We start from the raw sequence: 19,455 nt of genomic DNA, 5'->3' as shown, positions 1-19,455 counted from the left end.
CCGACTCGGCGTCCCCGTCCACCCTACGCCGGCCCATGCTGGTGTTTTACCTTCTGTTGTCACTACATGAATCTCAAGCACCTGCAGGCGACCATCGCCGCCCTCGTTCTTTCCGCCTCCGCCAGCGCCGCCGGCCCCGTCTTCGACGACAAGTTCCGCCAGCTGGAGGAATTGCTGCCGACGCCGGGCGAGACCCGCAACGCGGCCGGCGCGCCCGGCCACAAGTACTGGCAGCAGCGCGCCGACTACCGGCTGCGCGTGACGCTCGACGAGAACAAGCGTTCGCTGTCGGGCGCCGGCACCGTGACTTACCATAACAATTCGCCGGACACGCTGACCTACCTGTGGGTGCAGCTGGACCAGAACATGTTCCGCAACGATTCGGACAACCGCAATATTGCCACCCTGCCGTCGCGCGATGCCTGGCAACCGCGCGGGAATGATGGCGTCAAGTTCGATGCCCTGCGCTTCACGCTCGAGGCGCGCAAGTTCGACGGCGGCATCCACATCGCCAGCGTCACCGGCAGCGACGGCAAGCCCCTGCGCCACACGATCAACAAGACCATGATGCGGATCGACCTGCCGCAGCCGCTCAAGCCGGGTGCACGCACCTCGTTCGACGTGGCCTGGAGCTTCAACATCCCCGAGATGAACGTATTGGGCCGCCGCATGGGCTTCGAGCGCTTCGACGACGGCAACGATATCTACGAGATCGCCCAGTGGTTCCCGCGCATGGCCGCCTACTACGACGCGGCCGGCTGGCAGAACGCGCAATACCTGGGCGACGGCGAGTTCACCCTCGAATTCGGCGACTACGACGTCCAGATCACGGCCCCCGCCGACCACGTGGTGGCGTCCACCGGCGAACTGCAGAACCCGGGCGACGTATTGAGCCCGGCACAGCGCGACCGCCTGAAGCAGGCGCGCACGGCGAACAAGCCGGTCATGATCATCACCCAGGCCGAGGCGCAGGCGAATGAAAAGGGCCGCGCCACCGGCACCCGGACCTGGCGCTTCAAGGCGCAGAACGTGCGCGACTTCGCCTTCGCCACCAGCCGCAAATTCATCTGGGATGCGCAGGGCATCAAGAGCGGCAAGCAGGACGTGATGGCGATGTCCTACTACCCGGCCGAGGCCAATCCGCTGTGGGAAAAGTATTCCACCCCGGCCGTGATCCACACCATCGAGCAGTACAACAAGTATTCCTTCGACTACCCGTATCCGGTGGCGATCTCGGTCAACGGCCCGGTGGGCGGCATGGAATACCCGATGCTGTCGTTCAATGGGCGCAGGCCCGTGAAGGACGCCAAGACCGGCGAGATGACGTATTCGAAGGCCGCCAAGTATGGGCTGATCAGCGTGATCATCCACGAGGTGGGCCACAACTACTTCCCGATGATCGTCAATTCGGACGAGCGCCAGTGGACCTGGATGGACGAGGGCATGAACAGCTTCGTGCAATTTTTGGCCGAGCAGGCCTGGGAAGAAGGCTATCCGTCGCGCCGCGGCGAGCCGCGCGACATCGTCTCGTACATGCGCAGCACGAACCAGGCGCCGATCATGACGAATGCCGAATCGACGCTCCAGCGCGGCAACAACGCCTACGCCAAGCCGGCCACTGCCTTCAACATCCTGCGCGAGACCATCCTCGGCCGCGAGCTGTTCGACTTCGCCTTCAAGGAATACGCCGAACGCTGGAAATTCAAGCGTCCCACCCCGGCCGATTTCTTCCGCACCATGGAAGACGCGTCCGGCACGGACCTCGACTGGTTCTGGCGCGGCTGGTTCTACACCACCGACGCGGTCGACATCAGCGTCGACGGCATCACCGAGTACACCGTCAGCAGCCAGGACCCGGAAGTCGAGAAGGCCCTGCGCCGCGAACGCGCCAATGGCGAACCGGTGTCGGTCATGGACCAGCGCAACAAGGGCATGGCGCGCCGCATCGACGCCCATCCCGAGCTGAAGGACTTCTACAACGAGAACGACGAGTTCACGGTCACCAACAAGGACCGCAACAAGTACCAGGAAACCATGGCCGGCCTGGAGGACTGGGAAAAGGCGCTGCTCAAGGAAGGCAAGCACCTGACCCTGGTCGACTTCTCCAACAAGGGTGGGCTGGTGATGCCGCTGATCGTCGAGATCGAACTGAAAAGCGGCAAGAAGATCGTCGAGCGCATTCCGGCCGAGGTGTGGCGCTATTCGCCGAAGCAGATCACGAAGCTGTTCGTGCTTGATGAGCCGATCGTGGGCCTGACCCAGGATCCGTTCTGGGAAACCGCCGACATCGACACCAGCAACAATAGCTGGCCGCGCAAGACCGCGCCGTCGCGACTGGAGCTGTTCAAGACCGAGCGTGACCCGGGCAACCTGATGCGCGACATGCAGACGCCGCTGAAGCACGCCGCAGCGCCGAAGGCAGCGCAATGACGCTGCAAGGCTTCAAGAGGCTGTGCGTCGCCCTGCTGCTGTGCGTGAGCACAGCGGCAAGTGCTCACCGCTTCCACTTCGGCATGACCGACATCTCGTACAACGAGCGCACCGGCAGCACCGAGATCGTCCACACCTACACGGCGCACGACATCGACGCCCTGCTGCTGAACCTCTACCAGCGCCAGTTCGACCTCTCCGACCCGGAAGACCAGGACGTGCTGCGCCAGTATGTCGAGCGCCAGTTCTGGCTCGCCGCCCCGGACGGCAAGCGCCTGCCGCCCAAATGGATCGGCATGACGGTCGATGCCAACAGCGTCGTCATCTACCAGGAAATCGAGAACACGCCGCTCGCCCGCGCGGCCACGATCCGCCAGGGCGTGCTGATCGACTTCCTGCCCGAGCAGGTCAATACCGTCAACCTGGGCGCGGGCGGCACGGTCCGTTCCCTCACCTTCACCCGCCAGGCGCTCGAGCAGCCGGCGCAGTAACAAATACCTTTCTTAAGAAATTCCATGCATCTCCGTCCTATCGCCTGCGCGCTGGCCGCGCTGTTCGCCACGTCCGCCGTCCACGCCGACGACTTCCAGCTCCAGCGCGTGCTGGTCGAGGGCGCCCGCGCCTCCCAGCTGGGCATCGCCGATTCGGCCGGCGCCGGCAGCGCGGGCGCGAAAGACCTGGCGGGCCGCATCGCCTACCGTCCCGGCGAACTGCTCGAAGTCACGCCCGGCCTGATCGCCAGCCAGCACAGCGGCGAGGGCAAGGCCAACCAGTTCTACCTGCGCGGCTTCAACCTCGACCACGGCACCGACCTCGCCACCTGGGTCGACGGCATGCCGGTCAACCAGCGCAGCCACGCCCACGGCCAGGGCTGGACCGACCTGAACTTCCTGATCCCCGAACTGGTCGGCCGCCTCGACTACCGCAAGGGCCCCTATTCGGCGCGCGAAGGCGACTTCTCGTCGGCCGGCGTGGCCTCGCTCACCTATGCCAACCGGCTGGTGAAAAACCTCGCCTCGGCCACCGTCGGCCAGGACGGCTACCGGCGCGCGCTGGTCGCCGGCTCGTCCGAGGTAACGGGCGGCAGCCTGCTGTACGCGCTGGAAGCGATGCACAACGACGGTCCGTGGACGCGGCCGGACGACTACCGCAAGCTCAATGCCGTGCTGCGGTTCAGCCAGGGCTACGCCAACAATGGCTGGAGCGTCACCGCAATGGGCTATCGCGGCGACTGGGATTCCACCGACCAGATCCCGCTGCGCGCGGTGCGGGATGGCCGCCTGGGGCGTTACGACCTGGTCGACGACAGCGATGGCGGCCAGGCGCGGCGATTCAGCCTGTCGGGCATCTGGCGCCGGACCGATGCCGACTCGGCCAGCAAGGTCAGCGCCTACGCGATCCGCAACCAGCTCGCGCTGTTCTCGAACTTCACCTATTTTCTGAACGACCCGGTCAATGGCGACCAGTTCGCCCAGCCCGACCGCCGCGTCACCACGGGCCTGGACGCCACCCACACCTGGCATATGCACCGCACAGTAACGCTGTCGTCCGACCTGACGGTGGGCTTTCAAGTCCAGAACGACAATATCTTCAACGGCTTGTACGACACGCGCCAGCGCCAGCGCATCGCGACCACGCGCGAAGACCATATCGTCGAGACCAGCGGCGCCGTCTTCATCGAAAGCGCGACCCGCTGGAGCGATGCGCTGCGCACGGTGGCGGGTATCCGGGCCAGCAACTACCGCTTCCGCGTGGATGGCGACCGGCCGGAGAACGCCGGCAAGGCGCATGACACGCTGGTCACGCCGACGCTGAACATTGTCTATGGCCCGTGGGCGGCGACCGAGCTGTATGCCAACTACGGCCACGGCTTCCACAGCAACGATGCGCGCGGCACGGTGGCGACCGTCGATCCGAAGACCCTGGATGCGGTCGATCCGACGCCCGGCCTGGTGCGTTCGCGCGGTGTTGAATTCGGCGTGCGCACCGAGGCGATCCCGAAGATGCAGACGTCGCTGGCCGTGTACCGGCTCGACTTCGATTCCGAACTGACCTATATCGGCGACGCCGGCAATACCGAGGCGGGCGATCCGAGCCGGCGCTACGGCATCGAGTTCTCGAACTATTACCGCCCACTCAAATGGCTGTCGATCGACCTCGACGCGGCCTGGGCGCGCGCCCGCTCGCGCGGCGAAAACCTCGAAGGAAACCGGGACGCCGGCCGTCGCATCCCCGGCGCCATCGAAGGCGTCGCCCAGCTGGGCGTGACCGTCGATCCAAGCGGCCCGTGGTCGGGTTCCCTGCGCCTGCGCTGGTTCGGCCCGCGTCCGCTGATCGAAGACGACAGCGTGCGTTCGCATTCCAGCCTGACGCTCAATGGCCGCATCGGCTACCGGCTGGCGAACGACCTGCGCCTGGAGCTGGAAGGCTTCAATCTCACCAACCGGCGCGCCTCGGCCATCGATTACTTCTACGAGTCGCAGTTGCAGGGCGAAGCCGCGCCGGTGGCCGACGTGCACTTCCACCCGATCGAGCCGCGCTCGCTACGCCTGACCCTGGTCAAGCAGTGGTAGCATTGACTTTTGGTGGCGCCCGGCCTGTAATGAGATATCTCCATCTCTTGCCCGGGTGACCACCATGCCGTTGCGTTCCCTGCTCGCCATCGTCTGGATCAGCACCGGCATCTTCAGCATCTATATCGCCACCTTCTACGGCGGCGCGATCCTGGCCGGCACCCTCGAGAAGGACTGGAACGAGGTGCTGCCGCGCCTCTACGAACCCGGCGCGATCGCGGCCGCGACGATGATCGGCATGCACTTCATCGCCGGCTCCAGCGTGCTGCTGCTCGGCCCCCTGCAATTCATCCCCGCGCTGCGCGCGCGGCATCCGCGCCTGCACCGCTGGACCGGCCGCGTCTACCTCGTCTCGGCCCTGCTGGCGGGGATCGGAGGCCTGGCCTACCTGGCCCTGAAAGGCGCGGTGGGCGGCATCGTGATGGAGATCGGCTTCGGCCTGTACGGCGTGTTGACGGTGCTGGCCGCGCTGCAGGCCTGGCGTCATGCGGCCGCGCGCCGCCTCGACCTGCACCGCGCCTGGGCGATCCGGCTGTTCGCCCTCGGCATCGGCTCCTGGCTGTACCGCATGTACTACGGCATCTGGCTCAAGGGGCTGGGCGGCGCCGGCCATACCGGCACCTTCGACGGGCCGTTCGACATGACGATGAGTTTCTTCTTCTACGTGCCGAACCTGCTGGTCGCCGAATACTTCATCCGGCGCCAGTCTACGCCCGCATTCTCGATGCCGCGCCGCGTGCTCGGCCAGGCCGGGATCGTGGCGCTGGTGCTGGTGCTGCTGGCAGCGACCTGGCTGTTCGCCCATGCCTACTGGCTGCCGCACATCGGCCGCCGCCTGGCGCCGCTGTTCGCCTGATCCAGCGCATCTTTCCTTCGGCGGGGGCCCTCACCGGTAAAGACGAAAAGTGCTACGCTAACGGGATGACTACACCGCAACTCCCCTATCTCGAGCCGTCGCAGCTGACGGATGCCCTGCGCAGCACCGGTTACGCCGTGCTGCGTCCTGCCGACGTGGCCGCCCTGGCCGGCTGCGGCATCGGCGAGCTGGACTCGCTCGTGCCGAGCTGGGACCGGCTCGAGCTGGACGAATACCTGAAGGACGGCGGCCGCTACCGCCGCCGCCGCCATTCCTGCTTCATTGACGACGCCGGCCAGCTGACGCAGACGCCGCACCGCGCGCACTGGCAGCCGGTCGAGTACAACGCGCTGCACGGCGGCATGCACCGCCTGTTCGCGCCGATGGAAGCGGCCACCGTCGCCAACCCGGCCTGGGACCGGCTGCTGGGTGCGCTGGGCGGGGTCTGTTCACAGGTCGCGGGCCAGCAGCGCTGGTTCGTCGAAGCACACCAGTTCCGCATCGACACCGCCGATGGCATCGGCCGCCCGACGCCCGAAGGCGCACACCGCGACGGCGTCAACTTCGTGGCCGTTATCCTCATCAATCGCAAGGACATCAAGGGCGGCGAGACGCGCGTGTTCGACGCTGACGGCCCGGCCGGCCAGCGCTTCACCATGCTCGAACCCTGGACCCTGCTGCTGCTGGACGACGCCGCCGTGATCCACGAATCGACGCCGATCCAGCCGCTGGGCGACCATGGCTACCGCGACACGCTGGTACTGACCTGGCGCGCCAATGCCTTCCAGGGCGAAGACGCCTGAACTCTTCCACAAGCAAAAAAAACGCCCGCGAACCTGAAGGTTGGCGGGCGGGAATCCAATTTTCGGAGAAAACTGGAGGAGACAGTTCCAATATAGTCTTTTTTATTGTGCAGTGCAATACGGTAGAAGTACTGTAGTTGTTTCAATAGAGGAAGCCCTCTAAATCAGGCCGGCGGCCTGGGCGTTTGCGGCAGTGCGCCATTTCCCTTTCTTCCACATTCCCTCTGTTTCGGCCCTCTTTTAGCCCGACAAACCCCACTATCGTGCCAGCCACGCCGGCCATGCTGAGGCGCGTGCGCACCGGTTGGCCGTATCGCTTTTGCTACACTTCTTTGCTATAGCCAAAAGACATAGAGACCATGATCAAACTTCGCGCTCCGCGTACGCTCGTCATTGCCCTGGGCGCCGCCGCCCTGTGCGCCACCGTCGCACTGGCCACCGCCAACCGCGCCACCGCCAAGGATGAAAAAGCGCCGCCGCGCCCCGCCCTGAGCGTCAGCACCGCCCGCCCCGCCACCACCAGCCTGCCGATCAACCTCACCGCCAACGGCAGCATCGCCGCCTGGCAGGACGCCGTGATCGGCAGCGAATCGAACGGACTGCGCCTGGCCGAGGTGCGGGTGAATGTCGGCGACGTGGTCAAGAAGGGGCAGGTGCTGGCGGTCTTTGCCGACGAAACGGTGCGCGCCGAGATCGAGGGCGCGCGCGCCGCGCTGCTCGAAGCCCAGGCCAACCAGCAGGAAGCGAAGGCTAACGCCGACCGCGCCCGCGCGCTGGAAAGCTCGGGCGCGTTGAGCGCGCAGCAGGTCACCCAGTACGTCACCGGCGAAATGACCGCCGCGGCGCGCGTCAAATCGGCCCAGGCCACCCTCACCCAGCAGCAGCTGCGCCTGAAGTACACGCAGGTGGTCGCGCCCGACAGCGGCGTGATCTCGGCGCGCAGCGCCACCGTTGGCGCCGTGGTCGGCGTCGGCACCGAACTGTTCCGCATGATCCGCCAGGGCCGCCTCGAATGGCGTGCCGAAGTCGTGGCGCAAGACCTGGGCCGCATCAAGCCCGGCGCCAGGGCGACCGTGCGCGCCGCCAGCGGGGCGGAGATTGCCGGCAAGGTGCGCACCGTGGCGCCGTCGGTCGATCCCCAGACTCGCATCGCCCTGGTCTATGTCGACCTGCCGCCGGCGCTGTCCAACGACACGCCGCTCAAGGCCGGCATGTTCGCCAGCGGCCGCTTCGAGTTGGGCGCGTCGAACGCGCTGACCGTGCCGCAGCAGGCGGTCGCCGTGCGCGACGGCTTCAGCTATGTGTTCCGATTGAATGCCGACAGCCGCGTGAGCCAGGTGAAGGTGACCCTGGGACGCCGCCTGGGCGAGCGGGTCGAGGTGGTGAGCGGCGTGAATGCCGACATGGCGATCGTGGTCCAGGGCGCGGGCTTCCTCAACGACGGCGATCTGGTGCGCAATATCGTCGCCACTCCGGCGCCGGCGGCCGCTCGCACGAGCGCCGCGCGCTGAGGACGACACGATGAATTTCTCCGCCCTCTCGATCCGCAACCCGATCCCGGCGATCATGCTGTTCGCCCTGCTCACCGTGGCGGGGCTGCTGGCCTTCAATGCCAGCAAGGTGCAGGACTTCCCGGACATCGAGCTGCCGATCGTGACCGTCACCGCGACCCTCGACGGCGCCGCTCCGGCCCAGCTCGAGACCGAGGTCGCGCGCAAGATGGAAGACTCGATCGCCACCCTGCAAGGCATCAAGAACATCTACACTCGCGTGCTGGACGGCGTGGCCACCATCACGGTGGAGTTCATCCTCGAGCGCGACCCGGCCGATGCCGTCAACGACGTGCGCGACGCGGTCTCGCGCGTGCGCGCCGACATGCCGGCCGAGATGCGCGACCCCACGGTGACCAAGACCGCCACCGCCGGCCGCGTGGTCTCGACCTTCACCGTGGCGGCAGGCGAGGGCTCCGGCCTGGACGACCAGGACCTGAGCTGGTTCGTCGACAACGACGTCTCCAAGCGCCTGCTGAGCGTGCCCGGCCTGGGCGCCGTCAAGCGCGTGGGCGGCGTGACGCGCGAAGTGCGGGTCGAACTGGACGATCAACGGATGGCCGCGCTGCGCGTGTCGGCGCTGGACGTCTCGCGCCAGTTGCGCAATGTGCAGCGCGAGGCGCCGGGCGGACGCGGCGACGTGGCCGGCGTCGAGCAATCGGTGCGCACCCTGGCCACCGTGCAGACCGCGCAGCAACTGGCGGCGATGGACATCCCGCTGCCGGACGGCCGTCACGTGCGCCTGGATCAGGTGGCGACAGTGCGTGACACGGTCGAGGAGCAGCGTGCGCTGGCCGAGCAGGATGGACGCAAGGTGGTCGCCTTCGAGGTGTTCCGCACCCGCGGCGCCGGCGAGATCGACGTCGCCACCGGGGCGCGCGCCGCCATGGAACAGCTGGGCAGAGAAAATCCCAAGCTCGTGATCAAGGAAGTGATCGACAACTCCTATTCGGTCGAAGAAAACTTCGACGCCTCGATGCACATGCTGTACGAAGGCGCGCTGCTGGCGGTGCTGGTGGTGTGGTGGTTCCTGCGCGACTGGCGCGCGACCCTGATCGCGGCAGCCGCCCTGCCGCTGTCGGTGATCCCGGCCTTCCTCGGCCAGTACCTGTTCGGCTACACGCTGAACATGGTCACCCTGCTGTCGCTGGCCCTGGTGGTCGGCGTGCTGGTCGACGATGCGATCGTGGAGATCGAGAACATCTCGCGCCACCTCCACATGGGCAAGACGCCGATGCAGGCCGCGCTGGAAGCGGCCGACGAGATCGGGATGGCGGTGATCGCCACCACCTTCGCCCTGGTGGCCGTGTTCCTGCCGACCGCCTTCATGGGCGGCATTCCCGGCAAATTCTTCAAACAGTTCGGCTGGACCGCGGTGCTGGCCATCCTGGCGTCGCTGCTGGTGGCGCGGCTGCTCACGCCAATGATGTGCGCCTACCTGATGAAGGCGCCCAAGCATATCCACGTCGACGCCCAGGGTAACCCGCAGGCGCCGCCGGACGGCCCGCTGATGCGCCGCTATCTCGCCGTGATGCAGTGGTGCCTGCGCCGGCGCGGCCTGACCATGCTCGGCGCGGCCCTGTTCTTCGTCGGCTCGCTGGCCCTGGTGCCGCTGCTGCCGACCGGCTTCATGCCGCCGGCCGACCGCTCGCAGAGCCAGGTCAGCGTCGAGCTGCCGCCGGGCGCCACCCTGGCCCAGACCCATGCGGTGGCCGAGCAGGTGCGCCAGCAAGTCATGAAGGTGGACGGCGTCAAGAGCGTGTTCAGCTCGATCGGCGGCGGCTCCAGCGGTGACGCCTTCTCGCCCGGCGCGGCGGCCGAGGCGCGGCGCGCCGTGCTGACCATCGCCACCGTCCACCGCAGCGACCGCGACGTCAAGCTGGGCGTGATCGAGAACCGCATCCGGCAGGCGCTGGTGAACATCCCTGGCGCCCGCTTCACGGTCGGCATACCGGACGCCGGCACCAAGATGCAGCTGGTGCTGCGCAGCGAGGACGCGCAAGCGCTCACCGCCGCCGCGCGCCAGGCCGAGCGCGAGCTGCGCACCCTGGGCGGCATCGGCAACGTCAGTTCCAGCGCCTCGCTGGTGCGGCCCGAGATCATCGTGCGCCCGGACTTTGCGCGCGCGGCCGACCTGGGCGTGACGGCGGCATCGATCGGCGAAACGGTGCGCGTGGCCACCGCCGGCGACTACGAGCAGTCGCTGGCCAAGATGAACCTGGACGAGCGCCAGGTGCCGATCCGGGTCAAGTTGCCGGATGCGGTGCGCGCCGACCTGGACGCCATCGGGCGCCTGACGGTGCCGGGCGCCAACGGCCCGGTGCTGCTGTCGACAGTGGCCGACATCACGATGGAAAGCGGCCCGGCCCAGATCGACCGCCTGAACCGCAGCCGCAACGTGACGCTCGACGTCGAGCTGTCCGGCCGCGCGCTCGGCGAAGTCAATGCCGAGGCGCGCGCGCTGCCGGTGTTCCGCTCGCTGCCGTCCTCGGTGACCATCGCGGAGCTGGGCGACGCCCAAGAGATGCAGGCGCTGTTCAACAGCTTCGGCGTGGCGATGCTGATCGGCGTGCTGTGCATCTATGGCGTGCTGGTGCTGCTGTTCTCGGACTTCATGCAGCCGGTGACGATCCTGGCGGCGCTGCCGCTGTCGATCGGCGGCGCGTTTGTCGCCCTGCTCTTGACCAGCAATGCGCTGTCGATGCCGACCATGATCGGCCTGATCATGCTGATGGGGATCGTGACCAAGAACTCGATCCTGCTGGTCGACTACGCGATCCTGGCGCGCGAAGCCGGCATGAACCGGTTCGACGCCCTGGTCGACGCCTGCCACAAGCGCAGCCGCCCGATCGTGATGACCACCATCGCCATGGGCGCCGGCATGCTGCCCCTCGCGCTGGGCTTCTCGGGCGACCCGAGTTTCCGCTCGCCGATGGCGGTGGCCGTGATCGGCGGCCTGATCACCTCGACCTTATTGAGCCTGCTGGTGGTGCCGGCCGTCTACACCTATATCGACGACCTGGAGCACTGGCTCAAGCGCCATGGGCGCAAGCTGCAGCGCAAGCCGGCGCCGGCGCCCACGAAGGCCGAGGAGCACAGTCCTGCTAAATGAACAGCAGCGGCAGGACGAGTACACCCCAGGTCAGGGCAGCGAGCATGACGGCCAGCGCGACGGCCGCGCTGCCCAGGTCCTTGGCGCTCTTGGACAAAGGGTGGCGCTCCAGCGAGATGCGGTCCACCACCGCTTCGATGGCGGAATTGAGCAACTCGACCACCAGCACCAGGACCAGCACCGCGACCAGCGCCAGCCGCTCGACGGCCGGCAGTGGCAGCAGCGCGGCTGCCAGCATGGCGGGCAAGGCCACCAGCAGCTCCTGGCGAAACGCGTGTTCCGATTGCCAGGCGAACTTCAGGCCGGCAGCCGAATAGCGGGACGCGGACAGGATCCGTCCGAGGCCCTGTTTGCTCTTGAATTCACTGATCTGCGGTTGCGACATTGACGGGTTCCGATAAGGGGTTGGATGGCGCCTTGCGGCGGGATGGCCGCGCCCGCAGGACGGCGACCAGGAACAGGACGATCGCGCAGGCGATCCAGATCGACCACAGGGTGTGGGTCATGAAATGGGCGCCGCGCAGCTGCTGCAGATAGCCGATCGCTGCGCCGAACGCGAGCGCGAGGGCAGCCACCGCGCTCGCCATGCGCGGCCGCGCCGGCAACCAGTACACCGCCAGCGACAGCAGCCACAAGGCGCTCGACGCATGCCCGGCCGGCAGGCACTGTCCGGCGACCGCGCCGGCCGGCAAGGCCTCGAACAGGCGCACATAGGGTTGATCGCCGCCATAGCGCAGCAAGTCCCATGGACAATGCGAGGTGCTGAACTGCTTCAGCATGCTGATCGCCAGGGGCACCAGCAGCGCCGACAGCGCGACGATGCGCAGCCGCAGGCGCGCGCGAGCGTCCATGCCGGCGCGCGGCGAGATCAGGTCGGCCAGGGCGCGGCCGATGAAGCCCAGCGCGAGCAGCATCAGCAGCCACTTGAGGATCACGTGGCTGAAGGTCTCGGCCAGCCAGGCATGGCGCCAGGGGAAGACGCCGCCGCCGGCGTCGAACACCGCATCGGCAAGCGCCAGGTCGACGTCGGTGCAGCGGCCGATCCAGAAGATCACCAGCGCGGCGGCGGCCAGCGCCGCCGCCATGCGCCGGATCGCCCGCGCCGGCAGCAGCGCGGTAGACGTGGCAGCGCCCATCTCACGCGCCCCGCACGCAGGCATGGAAGATATCGAGCCGCGGATTGAGAACCGCCGTATTCACGTCGAGCATGCCGAGCACGGAGTGGAACACATTGTCGTGCGAGAGCGGCTCGTTGCGGCGCTGGCCCAGGCAACGGCGGTCGATGCGAAAGCGCTCGCTGAAGCCGTCCGACATCCACAGCATCATCGGCACCTCGGTCTGCTCGCGCGGCGCGAACATATACGGCGTGCCGTGCAGGTAGACGTTGTTCTCGCCCAGCGATTCGCCGTGATCCGACAAATACAGCATCGCGGTATCGACGTCCTCGCCCTGGGCCAGCGCGCGCAGGCGGTCGATGGTCGTGCTCAGGAAGTAGTCGGTGTACAGGATGGTGTTGTCGTAGGCGGCGCGGATTGACTCGCGCGTACAGGTCTCGAACTGGTTGCTGGTGCATACCGGACCGAAGCGGCCGAAGGCCTGTGGATAGCGGCTGGCATAGGCGGGACCATGACTGCCCTTCTGGTGCAGCACCACCACCATGTCCTTGCCACCGCGGCGCAGCAGTTCGGGCAAGCCGTCGAGCAGGACTTCGTCGTGGCACTCGCCGCCCTCGCACGGCCTGCCCGGCCTCGGCCGCGACAGGTCTTCGTAGCGCACGCGGTCGCACACGCCTTTGCAGCCCGAATTATTATCGCGCCATACGACGTCGAAGCCGGCATGCGCGAGCACGTCGAGCAAGCCTTCCTGGCGCTCGGCCTTCGACTGGCTGTAGTCCTCGCGGCCGAAGGCCGAGAACACGCAGGGCACCGACACCGCGGTCGCGGTGCCGCAGGAATGCACGCGCGAAAAGTTGATCAAGCCGCCCTGCCGCGCCAGCAGCGGATTGGTGTCGCGGGGGTAGCCGTTGAGCGAGAAATTCGCCGCGCGCGCCGTTTCGCCAACCACGATCACGGTCAGCGTGCGGCGCTGCGCGCCCTTCCACGCTGCGCCCTTGACGGCGTCGCGCCCGAGCGGCGCGACCACGACCGGGGCGGCCCAGCGCGCGCGCAGGTAGCCGTGCGTCGCCTGGATGAAGTTGGTCGGTGTGAGCAGGAAGCGCAGTTCGCGATGTTCGCGCAACGCCGGCGCCAGGCTCTTGTACAGCAACACCAACAGCAGGAGCGCCAGCAACAGCGAGCCGCCGGCAATGCCGGCGCGTTCGAGCAGCCCGCGCGCGCCGCGCGGGAACGCGATCCTGGCGCGCCAGATCGCCCACGCGGGCAGCACACCCAAAAGGCCGATCCTGGCCGCCATCTGCCAGCTGATCAACTCCGCGGCCTCGCGCGTGTCAGTCTCGAACACGTTCTGGATCATGGCCTTGTCGATGACGATGCCATAGGTCGCGATGAAATAGCTGGCGGCCGATGCGGCCAGCACCAGCGCGATCAGCATCGGCTTGGCGACCGGGCGAAAGCTCGCGAGTGTCAGGCAGGCGTTGAAGAACAGGACCACGATCAGGAACGCGCCCGCCAGCAGCGGCAGGCTGGCGGGCGAGACGCCGCCCGCGGCGCTGCACAGGACCGACCAGAACTTGACGTTGCCCACGCTGGCCAGCAACAAGGCCACGACCAGCACCAGCACCGGCGCCTGGATGCGCCTGCCGAACAATCTCTCCACGCTTCCCCCTCGAGCAGCGCAGTCCGACGCGGACTGCATTGCTTGAAGGATATGGAGGGACGCTTCAGGCCGGCGTCAAGCCGGCGTCAGGATTGCGTGAAGTCGCCTGGAAACACGATCGTGAAGCGGCTGCCGCCGCCCGGGCGCTGTTCATGGATCAGCGTGGCGCCGAGGTATTCGCAGATGCGCTTGACCAGCGACAGGCCCAGGCCGGTCCCGGCCGAGCCGCTCGATGGAATCGCGGCCGCGTCCCGCTCCAGCGTCTGGCGCACCGCGTCCGGCAAGCCCGGGCCGGTGTCTTCCACGCTGACGCGGCCAGGTTCCAGCACCACCGTCACCTGCCCCCGCTCGGTGTACTGGCAGGCGTTGCGGATCAGGTTGGCGATCGCCGACACGCACAGCTCGGCCGGCGCGCGCACGCCGATGGACGCCGAGCCGGTACAGCGCAGGACCACCGGTTTATCGGCCACCATGTGCTGGTAGCGATCGGTCTCGGTGCGCGCGATATCGCCCACCGAGACCGGCGGGAACAGGCCGAGTTCGGGCTTACGCGCCAGCAGCAGCAACACAGTGACGCACTCGGTGGCTTCCTGCGCGGCGCGGTAGATGCGCCGGGCGGGCGCCCGCACCGCTGAGTTGTCGTTGTTCTCGACCAGGATCTCGGCCGCGCCCATGATGACCGTCAGCGGCGTGCGCAGTTCGTGGCTGACGTCGCCCGTGAAGAAGCGCTCGCGATCCAGGAAGGCGCGCAGCTCGCTGGTATGCGCGTCCAGGGCGCGCGCCAGGATGCCCAGCTCGTCCTCGCGCGCCGTGTGCGGCAGCGCCAGTGCGCCCCGGCCGACCGCGTCCGCCAGTTCGCGGATCGGCGTGACGATCCGCATGCCCACGAAGCGGCCCAGGAACAGCGCCAGGATGACGAAGCCGGCGAAGAAGGCGGCGAACATCGAATACACCAGCACCTCGATCTGTTCGTAATCGCTTTCGTGGTCGACCACGACGTAGGGTCCCGCTTCGTCGGTGCCCGCCAGCACGTGCAGGCCGATGCCGTCGATCTCGGCCTCGGACACACCGGCCGGCAAGCCGCGCAGCGACAGCGGGATGTCGTCGCCGCGGTGGAAGCGCAGGCCGGCCGGCAGGTCGGCGGGCAGCCCGGCGGCGGCGCGCGGACGCGCCCACTTCTCGACTTCGGCCAGGCGTTCGTCGACCAGGTGCACCTCGATGCCCTCGACCACCAGCGCCGCCAGCACCGCGAAGAACAGCGACAGCACGACGCCGAACAGGATGAAGGCCCTGGTGATCGGCCGGCTCAGCGAACTAGCCGCGCGCATCTGGCAGTGCGAGCTTGTAACCCACGCCGGCGATGGTGTGCACCATGGGGAAGGCGAACGGCTTGTCGATCGCCTGGCGCAGCGCATGGATATGCGTGCGCAAGGCATCGCTTTCGGGACGGTCCTCGCCCCACACGGCCTGCTCGAGCGCTTCGCGTGGCACGATGCGCGGGGCCGCCGCCATCAGGCAGCGCAGCAGCACGTAGCCGGTCTTGGTCAGGGCGACCCTGACGCCGTCGCGGGCGGCCTCCTGCTGGTCGGGATCGAACACCAGCGGGCCGAAGCGCAGTTCGCGGCTGATCGCGTGCTGGCCGCCGGCGCGCCGCGCCAGGGCCTTCAGGCGCACGTCGAGTTCGACCAGCGAGAACGGCTTGACCAGGTAGTCGTCGGCGCCGCTGTCGAAGCCGGCCACCTTGTCGTGCAGGGCGTCGCGCGCGGTCAGCATCAGCACCGGCGTGGTGGACATCAGCTCGGAACGCAGCTTCTGGCACAGTTCCAGGCCGTTCAGGCCGGGCAGCATGACGTCGAGGATGATCACGTCATAGGTGTTCTCGGATGCCAGCGCCAGGCCGCCATAGCCGTTGCGGGCCGAATCGAGCGTGTAGCCCTTCGGCTCCAGGAATCCATAGAGGTTGGCGAGGATGTCGGGATTGTCTTCGACGATGAGGATGCGCATGCGCTTATTGTAAGACGGCGTCAGCGCGGCCGGTAGCGTTGTTCGCGATACAGCAGCGACGGCAGGATGACGTGCGCCATCGCCTTGTCGGCCTGGGCCCGCGCTGGCGCGCCCTCGCCCGGATCGAATTGCCCGCTGGCCGCGTCATAGCGCGCCGCCAGCGGCGGCTGGCCGGGACGCAGCACGGTGGCGTTGGCGCCTTCCAGGTAGGCGAAATAATCGTTGAACTGGATCAGGGCGCGGCCCGGCGTGGTGGCGTCCTTGACGAAATCACGCCCGATCATCGGGTGGTTGCTGGACACGCCCAGCAGCGACAGCAAGGTGGGCCCCAGGTCGACCTGGCTCGCGATGGTGGCGATGCGCTTCGGTTCGATGTCGGCGCCCAGGATCAGGCCGGGAATGTGGAATTTCTTGATCGGCACCAGGCTATCGCCGTAGACACGGTTGTCGTGGTCGGCCACGATCAGGAACACGGTGTCCTTCCAGTAGGCTTGCTGCTTCGCTTCGCGGATGAACTTGCCCATTGCATGATCGGCATACTTGACCGCATTGTTCACGGTCTGCTTGTCCGGGTCGTGCAGGTCGATCTTCCCGTCCGGGAATTCGAACGGTTCATGATTCGACGAGGTGAAGATCAGGCTGAAGAAGGGTTTATCCTGTGCATGCAGTTTCTTCAAGCGTTCGAGCGACTTGTCGAACAGGTCTTCGTCCGAGGCGCCCCAGCTGCCGACGAACTGCGGCTTCATGTCGCCGATGTCGACGATGCTCTGGAAGCCGTTGCCGGTGAAGAAGCTGCGCATATTGTCGAAGTGGGCCTCGCCGCCGTAGACAAATTCGGTGTGATAGCCCTGGCGACCCAGCCCGTCGGCCAGCGTATAGAAATTGTTCTGCGACAGAGACAGCTTGACCGTGCTGCGCGCCGGCGTCGGCGCATAGCCGGCCACCACCGCCTCGATGCCGCGCACCGAACGGGTGCCGGTGGCATACAGCTGCTCGAACCACCAGCCCTCGTCCTTGAGCTTTTCCAGCTCTGGCGTCACCGGCAGTCCCCCCAGCGACTTGACGAAGGTGGCGCCCAGGCTTTCCTGCAGCACGATCACGAGATTGAGTGGTTTGCTGCGCGCGATCGCCGCCTGCTGGTAGTGCATGGTCGGCAGTTCCGGATTCGGGAAGCGGTAGTCGCGCAACCACGGCGCCGCCTTGACTTCGGCGAACACCTGCTCGCGCGGAAAATCGCCATAGATTTCCGAGGACTTCGCCTCGTTGCCCATCGAACGGATCGCATCGAGCACCGACCAGGCCGAATTGATGACAAGCGAATTGACCATCGCATCGCTGCTCAAAGCGAACATGGCCGGATTGGCCGGGCGGTGGCCCGTAGTGGAACGGATCTGCACGAAGACCAGCAGGCACAGGAGGGGCCAGACCAGCAGCAGCTTGCGGCTCGGCCACATCGTCATGCCGGCCGCCGTCCGTCGCAACAGGCGCACCAGCGCGATGCCGAGAATGACGGTCAGCGCGCAGCCCAGCAGCAGCGCGGTGCGAAAGCCATGCCACAGGGTGGCGAACACTTCTTGCGGATAGCCCAGGTACTCGATGAACAGGCGGTTCGGACGCGCATCGTATTGCATGATGAATTGTGGCGAAGCCACTTCCATGAACACGATAAAGATCAGCGCGAAGCCGGTCCAGGCCACGCTGGCCGTGCGCCACAGGCGGGCGCTGCGGGCATGTGCCAACAGCGGCGCCAGCAGCAGCGGAACCGCCAGAAGATAGCCGAGCAAGATCAGGTCGGCGCGTACGCCCTGCAGCAGGATCTCGGGCACGATGCCGGTCGCCGCCACACGTGGCCATTGCCATGCGATCAGGGCGATTCGAAAAGCCGACAGGAGGAGCAGCCCGATACACAGCAGCTGGACCAGGGGAGCGAAAGGACCGGCCCAAGCGCTGATGCGCGCGAGTCCGGCAGCGCGATGCCGCCCCATTGCCGGAGCACCATTGATGCCCTTAGGCAGATGAAGTTTCTCGATGGTCATGCTATGCATGCTAGGTCGCATGCCGTCATCGAGATGTTAGTCAGGCGTTAAGAAAGCGTTAAATCAGGCGGCGAGAGAAACCAGGGACGAAAAAAAGCCCGGCCAGCGAAAGCTGCCCGGGCAATTCGGGAAGCGCACCAGACGGCGCGCTTCCTTGCAACAAGATCAGTCGCGGTAGTTACGATACTCGTGACGGTCGCTCGAGCCACCCAGCAGCTTGGCCAGGATGAAGCCCACGCCCACCGCGGCCAGCAGCGCGCTGCCCGGGTTGTTCTTGACGTATTCCTTGCCCTGAGCCGACAGGTCCGAACATTTTTCGCTCAGCTGGGCCGAACCACCACCGAATTTCTCTTGAGCCGAGCTCAGCAGACCGGTGACCTTGTCGACGCCGGCGTGGGCGCGCGAAGCCAGGTTGTCAACGACTGGCTGGGCGGCTTGCGCTGCCTTGTCGATGCCTGCGTGCACTTTGTCTGGCGAAATCGACGAGATCGCTGCCTTGATGCCGCCGACCGTCGATTGATCGCCGTTCGCATCGGACGACGAGGTCGACGATGGGGTGGACGATGGGATCGACGACTGGCTTGACGACGATGCGCCCAGGCCGCTATTGCCCAGCGAGCCGGTGCTGCCTGCCGCCGAACCGATGCTCGACGACGAGGACGAGCCGGTGCTGCCCAGGTTGCCGCTCGACGAAGCGCTTTGCAGGCTCGACGACGACGGCGACGAGCCCGTGCTGCTCAGGTTCGACGATGCGCTCTGCTGGCTGCCCGACGAGGCGGTAGTGCCCTTGTTCAGGCTGGAATCCTGGCTCTTGCCGATGTTCGAACCGGACTTGTTGGCGTCGATGCCTTTACCTTCGTTAGACTTTTGATTATCCATGATGTATCCCTCATAAAATGTATGACCAACGCGGAGTAGACCGATATTCGACTATCACCACATTCTTCCTTGAATCAGTCCGATACTAAACGCGGGAACGAAAGCTGCCTGCGGTACATCAATGGCGGCGCGGCTTCATGCCCAAGATCAGTTTATTGATTCACTGACCTCAAACCACCGCAAAGCTTCCATCGATGCCCCAGGCTCATCGTCCCGATCTCGGGGCGAGCGCCCTTCCAGGGCTTCGTCACGAGCGCAGTATCGAACCAACTGCGTCGCGATACCAAAAATACAATGGACCAGTATTAAGAGACCGTGCGCTGACTAACAGAGCCGTTCCATCCGCCGTAAAAGCTGCTTTTTATCAATTGGCGACGGGGTGGAAGACGTGTTGCGAGTACCATACGTGGTTTCGCCCGACTTGGGCGTCCAGTACG

14 protein-coding genes are annotated in these 19,455 nt (G+C 66.5%); 7 read left to right on the top strand and 7 right to left on the bottom strand.

Features of this window, described 5'->3' with window-relative positions; all coding sequences use genetic code 11:
• Window positions 1-66: 66 nt before the first annotated feature.
• The 7 genes from SOM28_RS09140 to SOM28_RS09110 all read left to right on the top strand — a co-directional run bounded on the left by SOM28_RS09140 (window position 67) and on the right by SOM28_RS09110 (window position 11,324).
• Window positions 67-2,430 carry a M1 family metallopeptidase gene (locus SOM28_RS09140; protein WP_320467915.1) on the top strand — a complete coding sequence of 788 codons (2,364 nt, stop codon included), beginning with the start codon at window positions 67-69 and terminating at the stop codon, window positions 2,428-2,430.
• Complete coding sequence (locus tag SOM28_RS09135; RefSeq protein WP_320467914.1) at window positions 2,427-2,921, top strand: DUF6702 family protein; 495 nt, start codon at window positions 2,427-2,429, stop codon at window positions 2,919-2,921. The genes SOM28_RS09140 and SOM28_RS09135 overlap by 4 nt, the downstream gene beginning before the upstream one ends.
• A 24-nt stretch (window positions 2,922-2,945) precedes the next feature.
• A complete protein-coding gene (locus tag SOM28_RS09130) occupies window positions 2,946-5,003 on the top strand; it encodes a TonB-dependent receptor (protein WP_320467913.1) in 2,058 nt (685 codons plus the stop codon).
• Window positions 5,004-5,067: 64 nt separating this feature from the next.
• Window positions 5,068-5,859, top strand: coding sequence for a DUF2306 domain-containing protein (locus SOM28_RS09125; RefSeq protein ID WP_320467912.1), 792 nt, complete (start codon window positions 5,068-5,070; stop codon window positions 5,857-5,859).
• 65 nt (window positions 5,860-5,924) lie between these two features.
• Window positions 5,925-6,662: a 2OG-Fe dioxygenase family protein gene (locus SOM28_RS09120; RefSeq protein WP_320467911.1), complete on the top strand. Its 738-nt coding sequence runs from the start codon at window positions 5,925-5,927 to the stop codon at window positions 6,660-6,662.
• 359 nt (window positions 6,663-7,021) lie between these two features.
• On the top strand, window positions 7,022-8,173 hold the full coding sequence (locus tag SOM28_RS09115) for an efflux RND transporter periplasmic adaptor subunit (protein WP_123071235.1): 1,152 nt from the start codon (window positions 7,022-7,024) through the stop codon (window positions 8,171-8,173).
• Window positions 8,174-8,183: 10 nt separating this feature from the next.
• Window positions 8,184-11,324, top strand: a complete 3,141-nt coding sequence (locus tag SOM28_RS09110) for an efflux RND transporter permease subunit (RefSeq protein WP_123071234.1) — start codon at window positions 8,184-8,186, stop codon at window positions 11,322-11,324.
• Here the strand turns inward: SOM28_RS09110 and SOM28_RS09105 are convergent.
• The 7 genes from SOM28_RS09105 to SOM28_RS09075 form a co-directional block, all read right to left on the bottom strand.
• Entirely contained in the window at window positions 11,317-11,709 is a 393-nt protein-coding gene (locus tag SOM28_RS09105) for a diacylglycerol kinase (protein ID WP_123071233.1), read from the bottom strand. The two genes, SOM28_RS09110 and SOM28_RS09105, sit on opposite strands and share 8 nt — an antisense overlap.
• Window positions 11,687-12,460, bottom strand: coding sequence for a phosphatase PAP2 family protein (locus tag SOM28_RS09100; protein ID WP_320467910.1), 774 nt, complete (start codon window positions 12,458-12,460; stop codon window positions 11,687-11,689). The genes SOM28_RS09105 and SOM28_RS09100 overlap by 23 nt, the downstream gene beginning before the upstream one ends.
• A gap of 1 nt (window position 12,461) precedes the next feature.
• The gene (locus SOM28_RS09095) at window positions 12,462-14,099 is read right to left on the bottom strand and encodes a phosphoethanolamine transferase (protein ID WP_320467909.1); all 1,638 of its coding nucleotides are present in this window, start codon (window positions 14,097-14,099) and stop codon (window positions 12,462-12,464) included.
• 86 nt (window positions 14,100-14,185) lie between these two features.
• On the bottom strand, window positions 14,186-15,427 hold the full coding sequence (locus tag SOM28_RS09090) for a sensor histidine kinase (protein WP_320467908.1): 1,242 nt from the start codon (window positions 15,425-15,427) through the stop codon (window positions 14,186-14,188).
• A complete protein-coding gene (locus tag SOM28_RS09085) occupies window positions 15,414-16,103 on the bottom strand; it encodes a response regulator transcription factor (RefSeq protein ID WP_320467907.1) in 690 nt (229 codons plus the stop codon). The genes SOM28_RS09090 and SOM28_RS09085 overlap by 14 nt, the downstream gene beginning before the upstream one ends.
• A gap of 20 nt (window positions 16,104-16,123) precedes the next feature.
• Window positions 16,124-18,139 carry an LTA synthase family protein gene (locus SOM28_RS09080; protein WP_320467906.1) on the bottom strand — a complete coding sequence of 672 codons (2,016 nt, stop codon included), beginning with the start codon at window positions 18,137-18,139 and terminating at the stop codon, window positions 16,124-16,126.
• 165 nt (window positions 18,140-18,304) lie between these two features.
• A complete protein-coding gene (locus tag SOM28_RS09075; protein WP_123067527.1) occupies window positions 18,305-19,018 on the bottom strand; it encodes an ElaB/YgaM/YqjD family protein in 714 nt (237 codons plus the stop codon).
• Window positions 19,019-19,455 lie beyond the last annotated feature (437 nt).

The sequence above is a fragment of the Massilia sp. CFBP9026 genome, from assembly GCF_034045165.1.
GTDB classification, from domain to species: Bacteria; Pseudomonadota; Gammaproteobacteria; order Burkholderiales; family Burkholderiaceae_D; genus Telluria; species Telluria arenae.
This window is presented reverse-complemented; position numbering and strand designations above follow the sequence as displayed.

Coding starts and splice junctions, on each gene's coding strand:
- SOM28_RS09115 (WP_123071235.1), top strand. CDS start 7,022: ATGATCAAACTTCGCGCTCCGCGTACGCTCGTCATTGCCCTGGGCGCC.
- SOM28_RS09075 (WP_123067527.1), bottom strand. CDS start 19,018: ATGGATAATCAAAAGTCTAACGAAGGTAAAGGCATCGACGCCAACAAG.
- SOM28_RS09135 (WP_320467914.1), top strand. CDS start 2,427: ATGACGCTGCAAGGCTTCAAGAGGCTGTGCGTCGCCCTGCTGCTGTGC.
- SOM28_RS09130 (WP_320467913.1), top strand. CDS start 2,946: ATGCATCTCCGTCCTATCGCCTGCGCGCTGGCCGCGCTGTTCGCCACG.
- SOM28_RS09080 (WP_320467906.1), bottom strand. CDS start 18,139: ATGACCATCGAGAAACTTCATCTGCCTAAGGGCATCAATGGTGCTCCG.
- SOM28_RS09140 (WP_320467915.1), top strand. CDS start 67: ATGAATCTCAAGCACCTGCAGGCGACCATCGCCGCCCTCGTTCTTTCC.
- SOM28_RS09120 (WP_320467911.1), top strand. CDS start 5,925: ATGACTACACCGCAACTCCCCTATCTCGAGCCGTCGCAGCTGACGGAT.
- SOM28_RS09090 (WP_320467908.1), bottom strand. CDS start 15,427: ATGCGCGCGGCTAGTTCGCTGAGCCGGCCGATCACCAGGGCCTTCATC.
- SOM28_RS09125 (WP_320467912.1), top strand. CDS start 5,068: ATGCCGTTGCGTTCCCTGCTCGCCATCGTCTGGATCAGCACCGGCATC.
- SOM28_RS09100 (WP_320467910.1), bottom strand. CDS start 12,460: ATGGGCGCTGCCACGTCTACCGCGCTGCTGCCGGCGCGGGCGATCCGG.
- SOM28_RS09110 (WP_123071234.1), top strand. CDS start 8,184: ATGAATTTCTCCGCCCTCTCGATCCGCAACCCGATCCCGGCGATCATG.
- SOM28_RS09085 (WP_320467907.1), bottom strand. CDS start 16,103: ATGCGCATCCTCATCGTCGAAGACAATCCCGACATCCTCGCCAACCTC.
- SOM28_RS09105 (WP_123071233.1), bottom strand. CDS start 11,709: ATGTCGCAACCGCAGATCAGTGAATTCAAGAGCAAACAGGGCCTCGGA.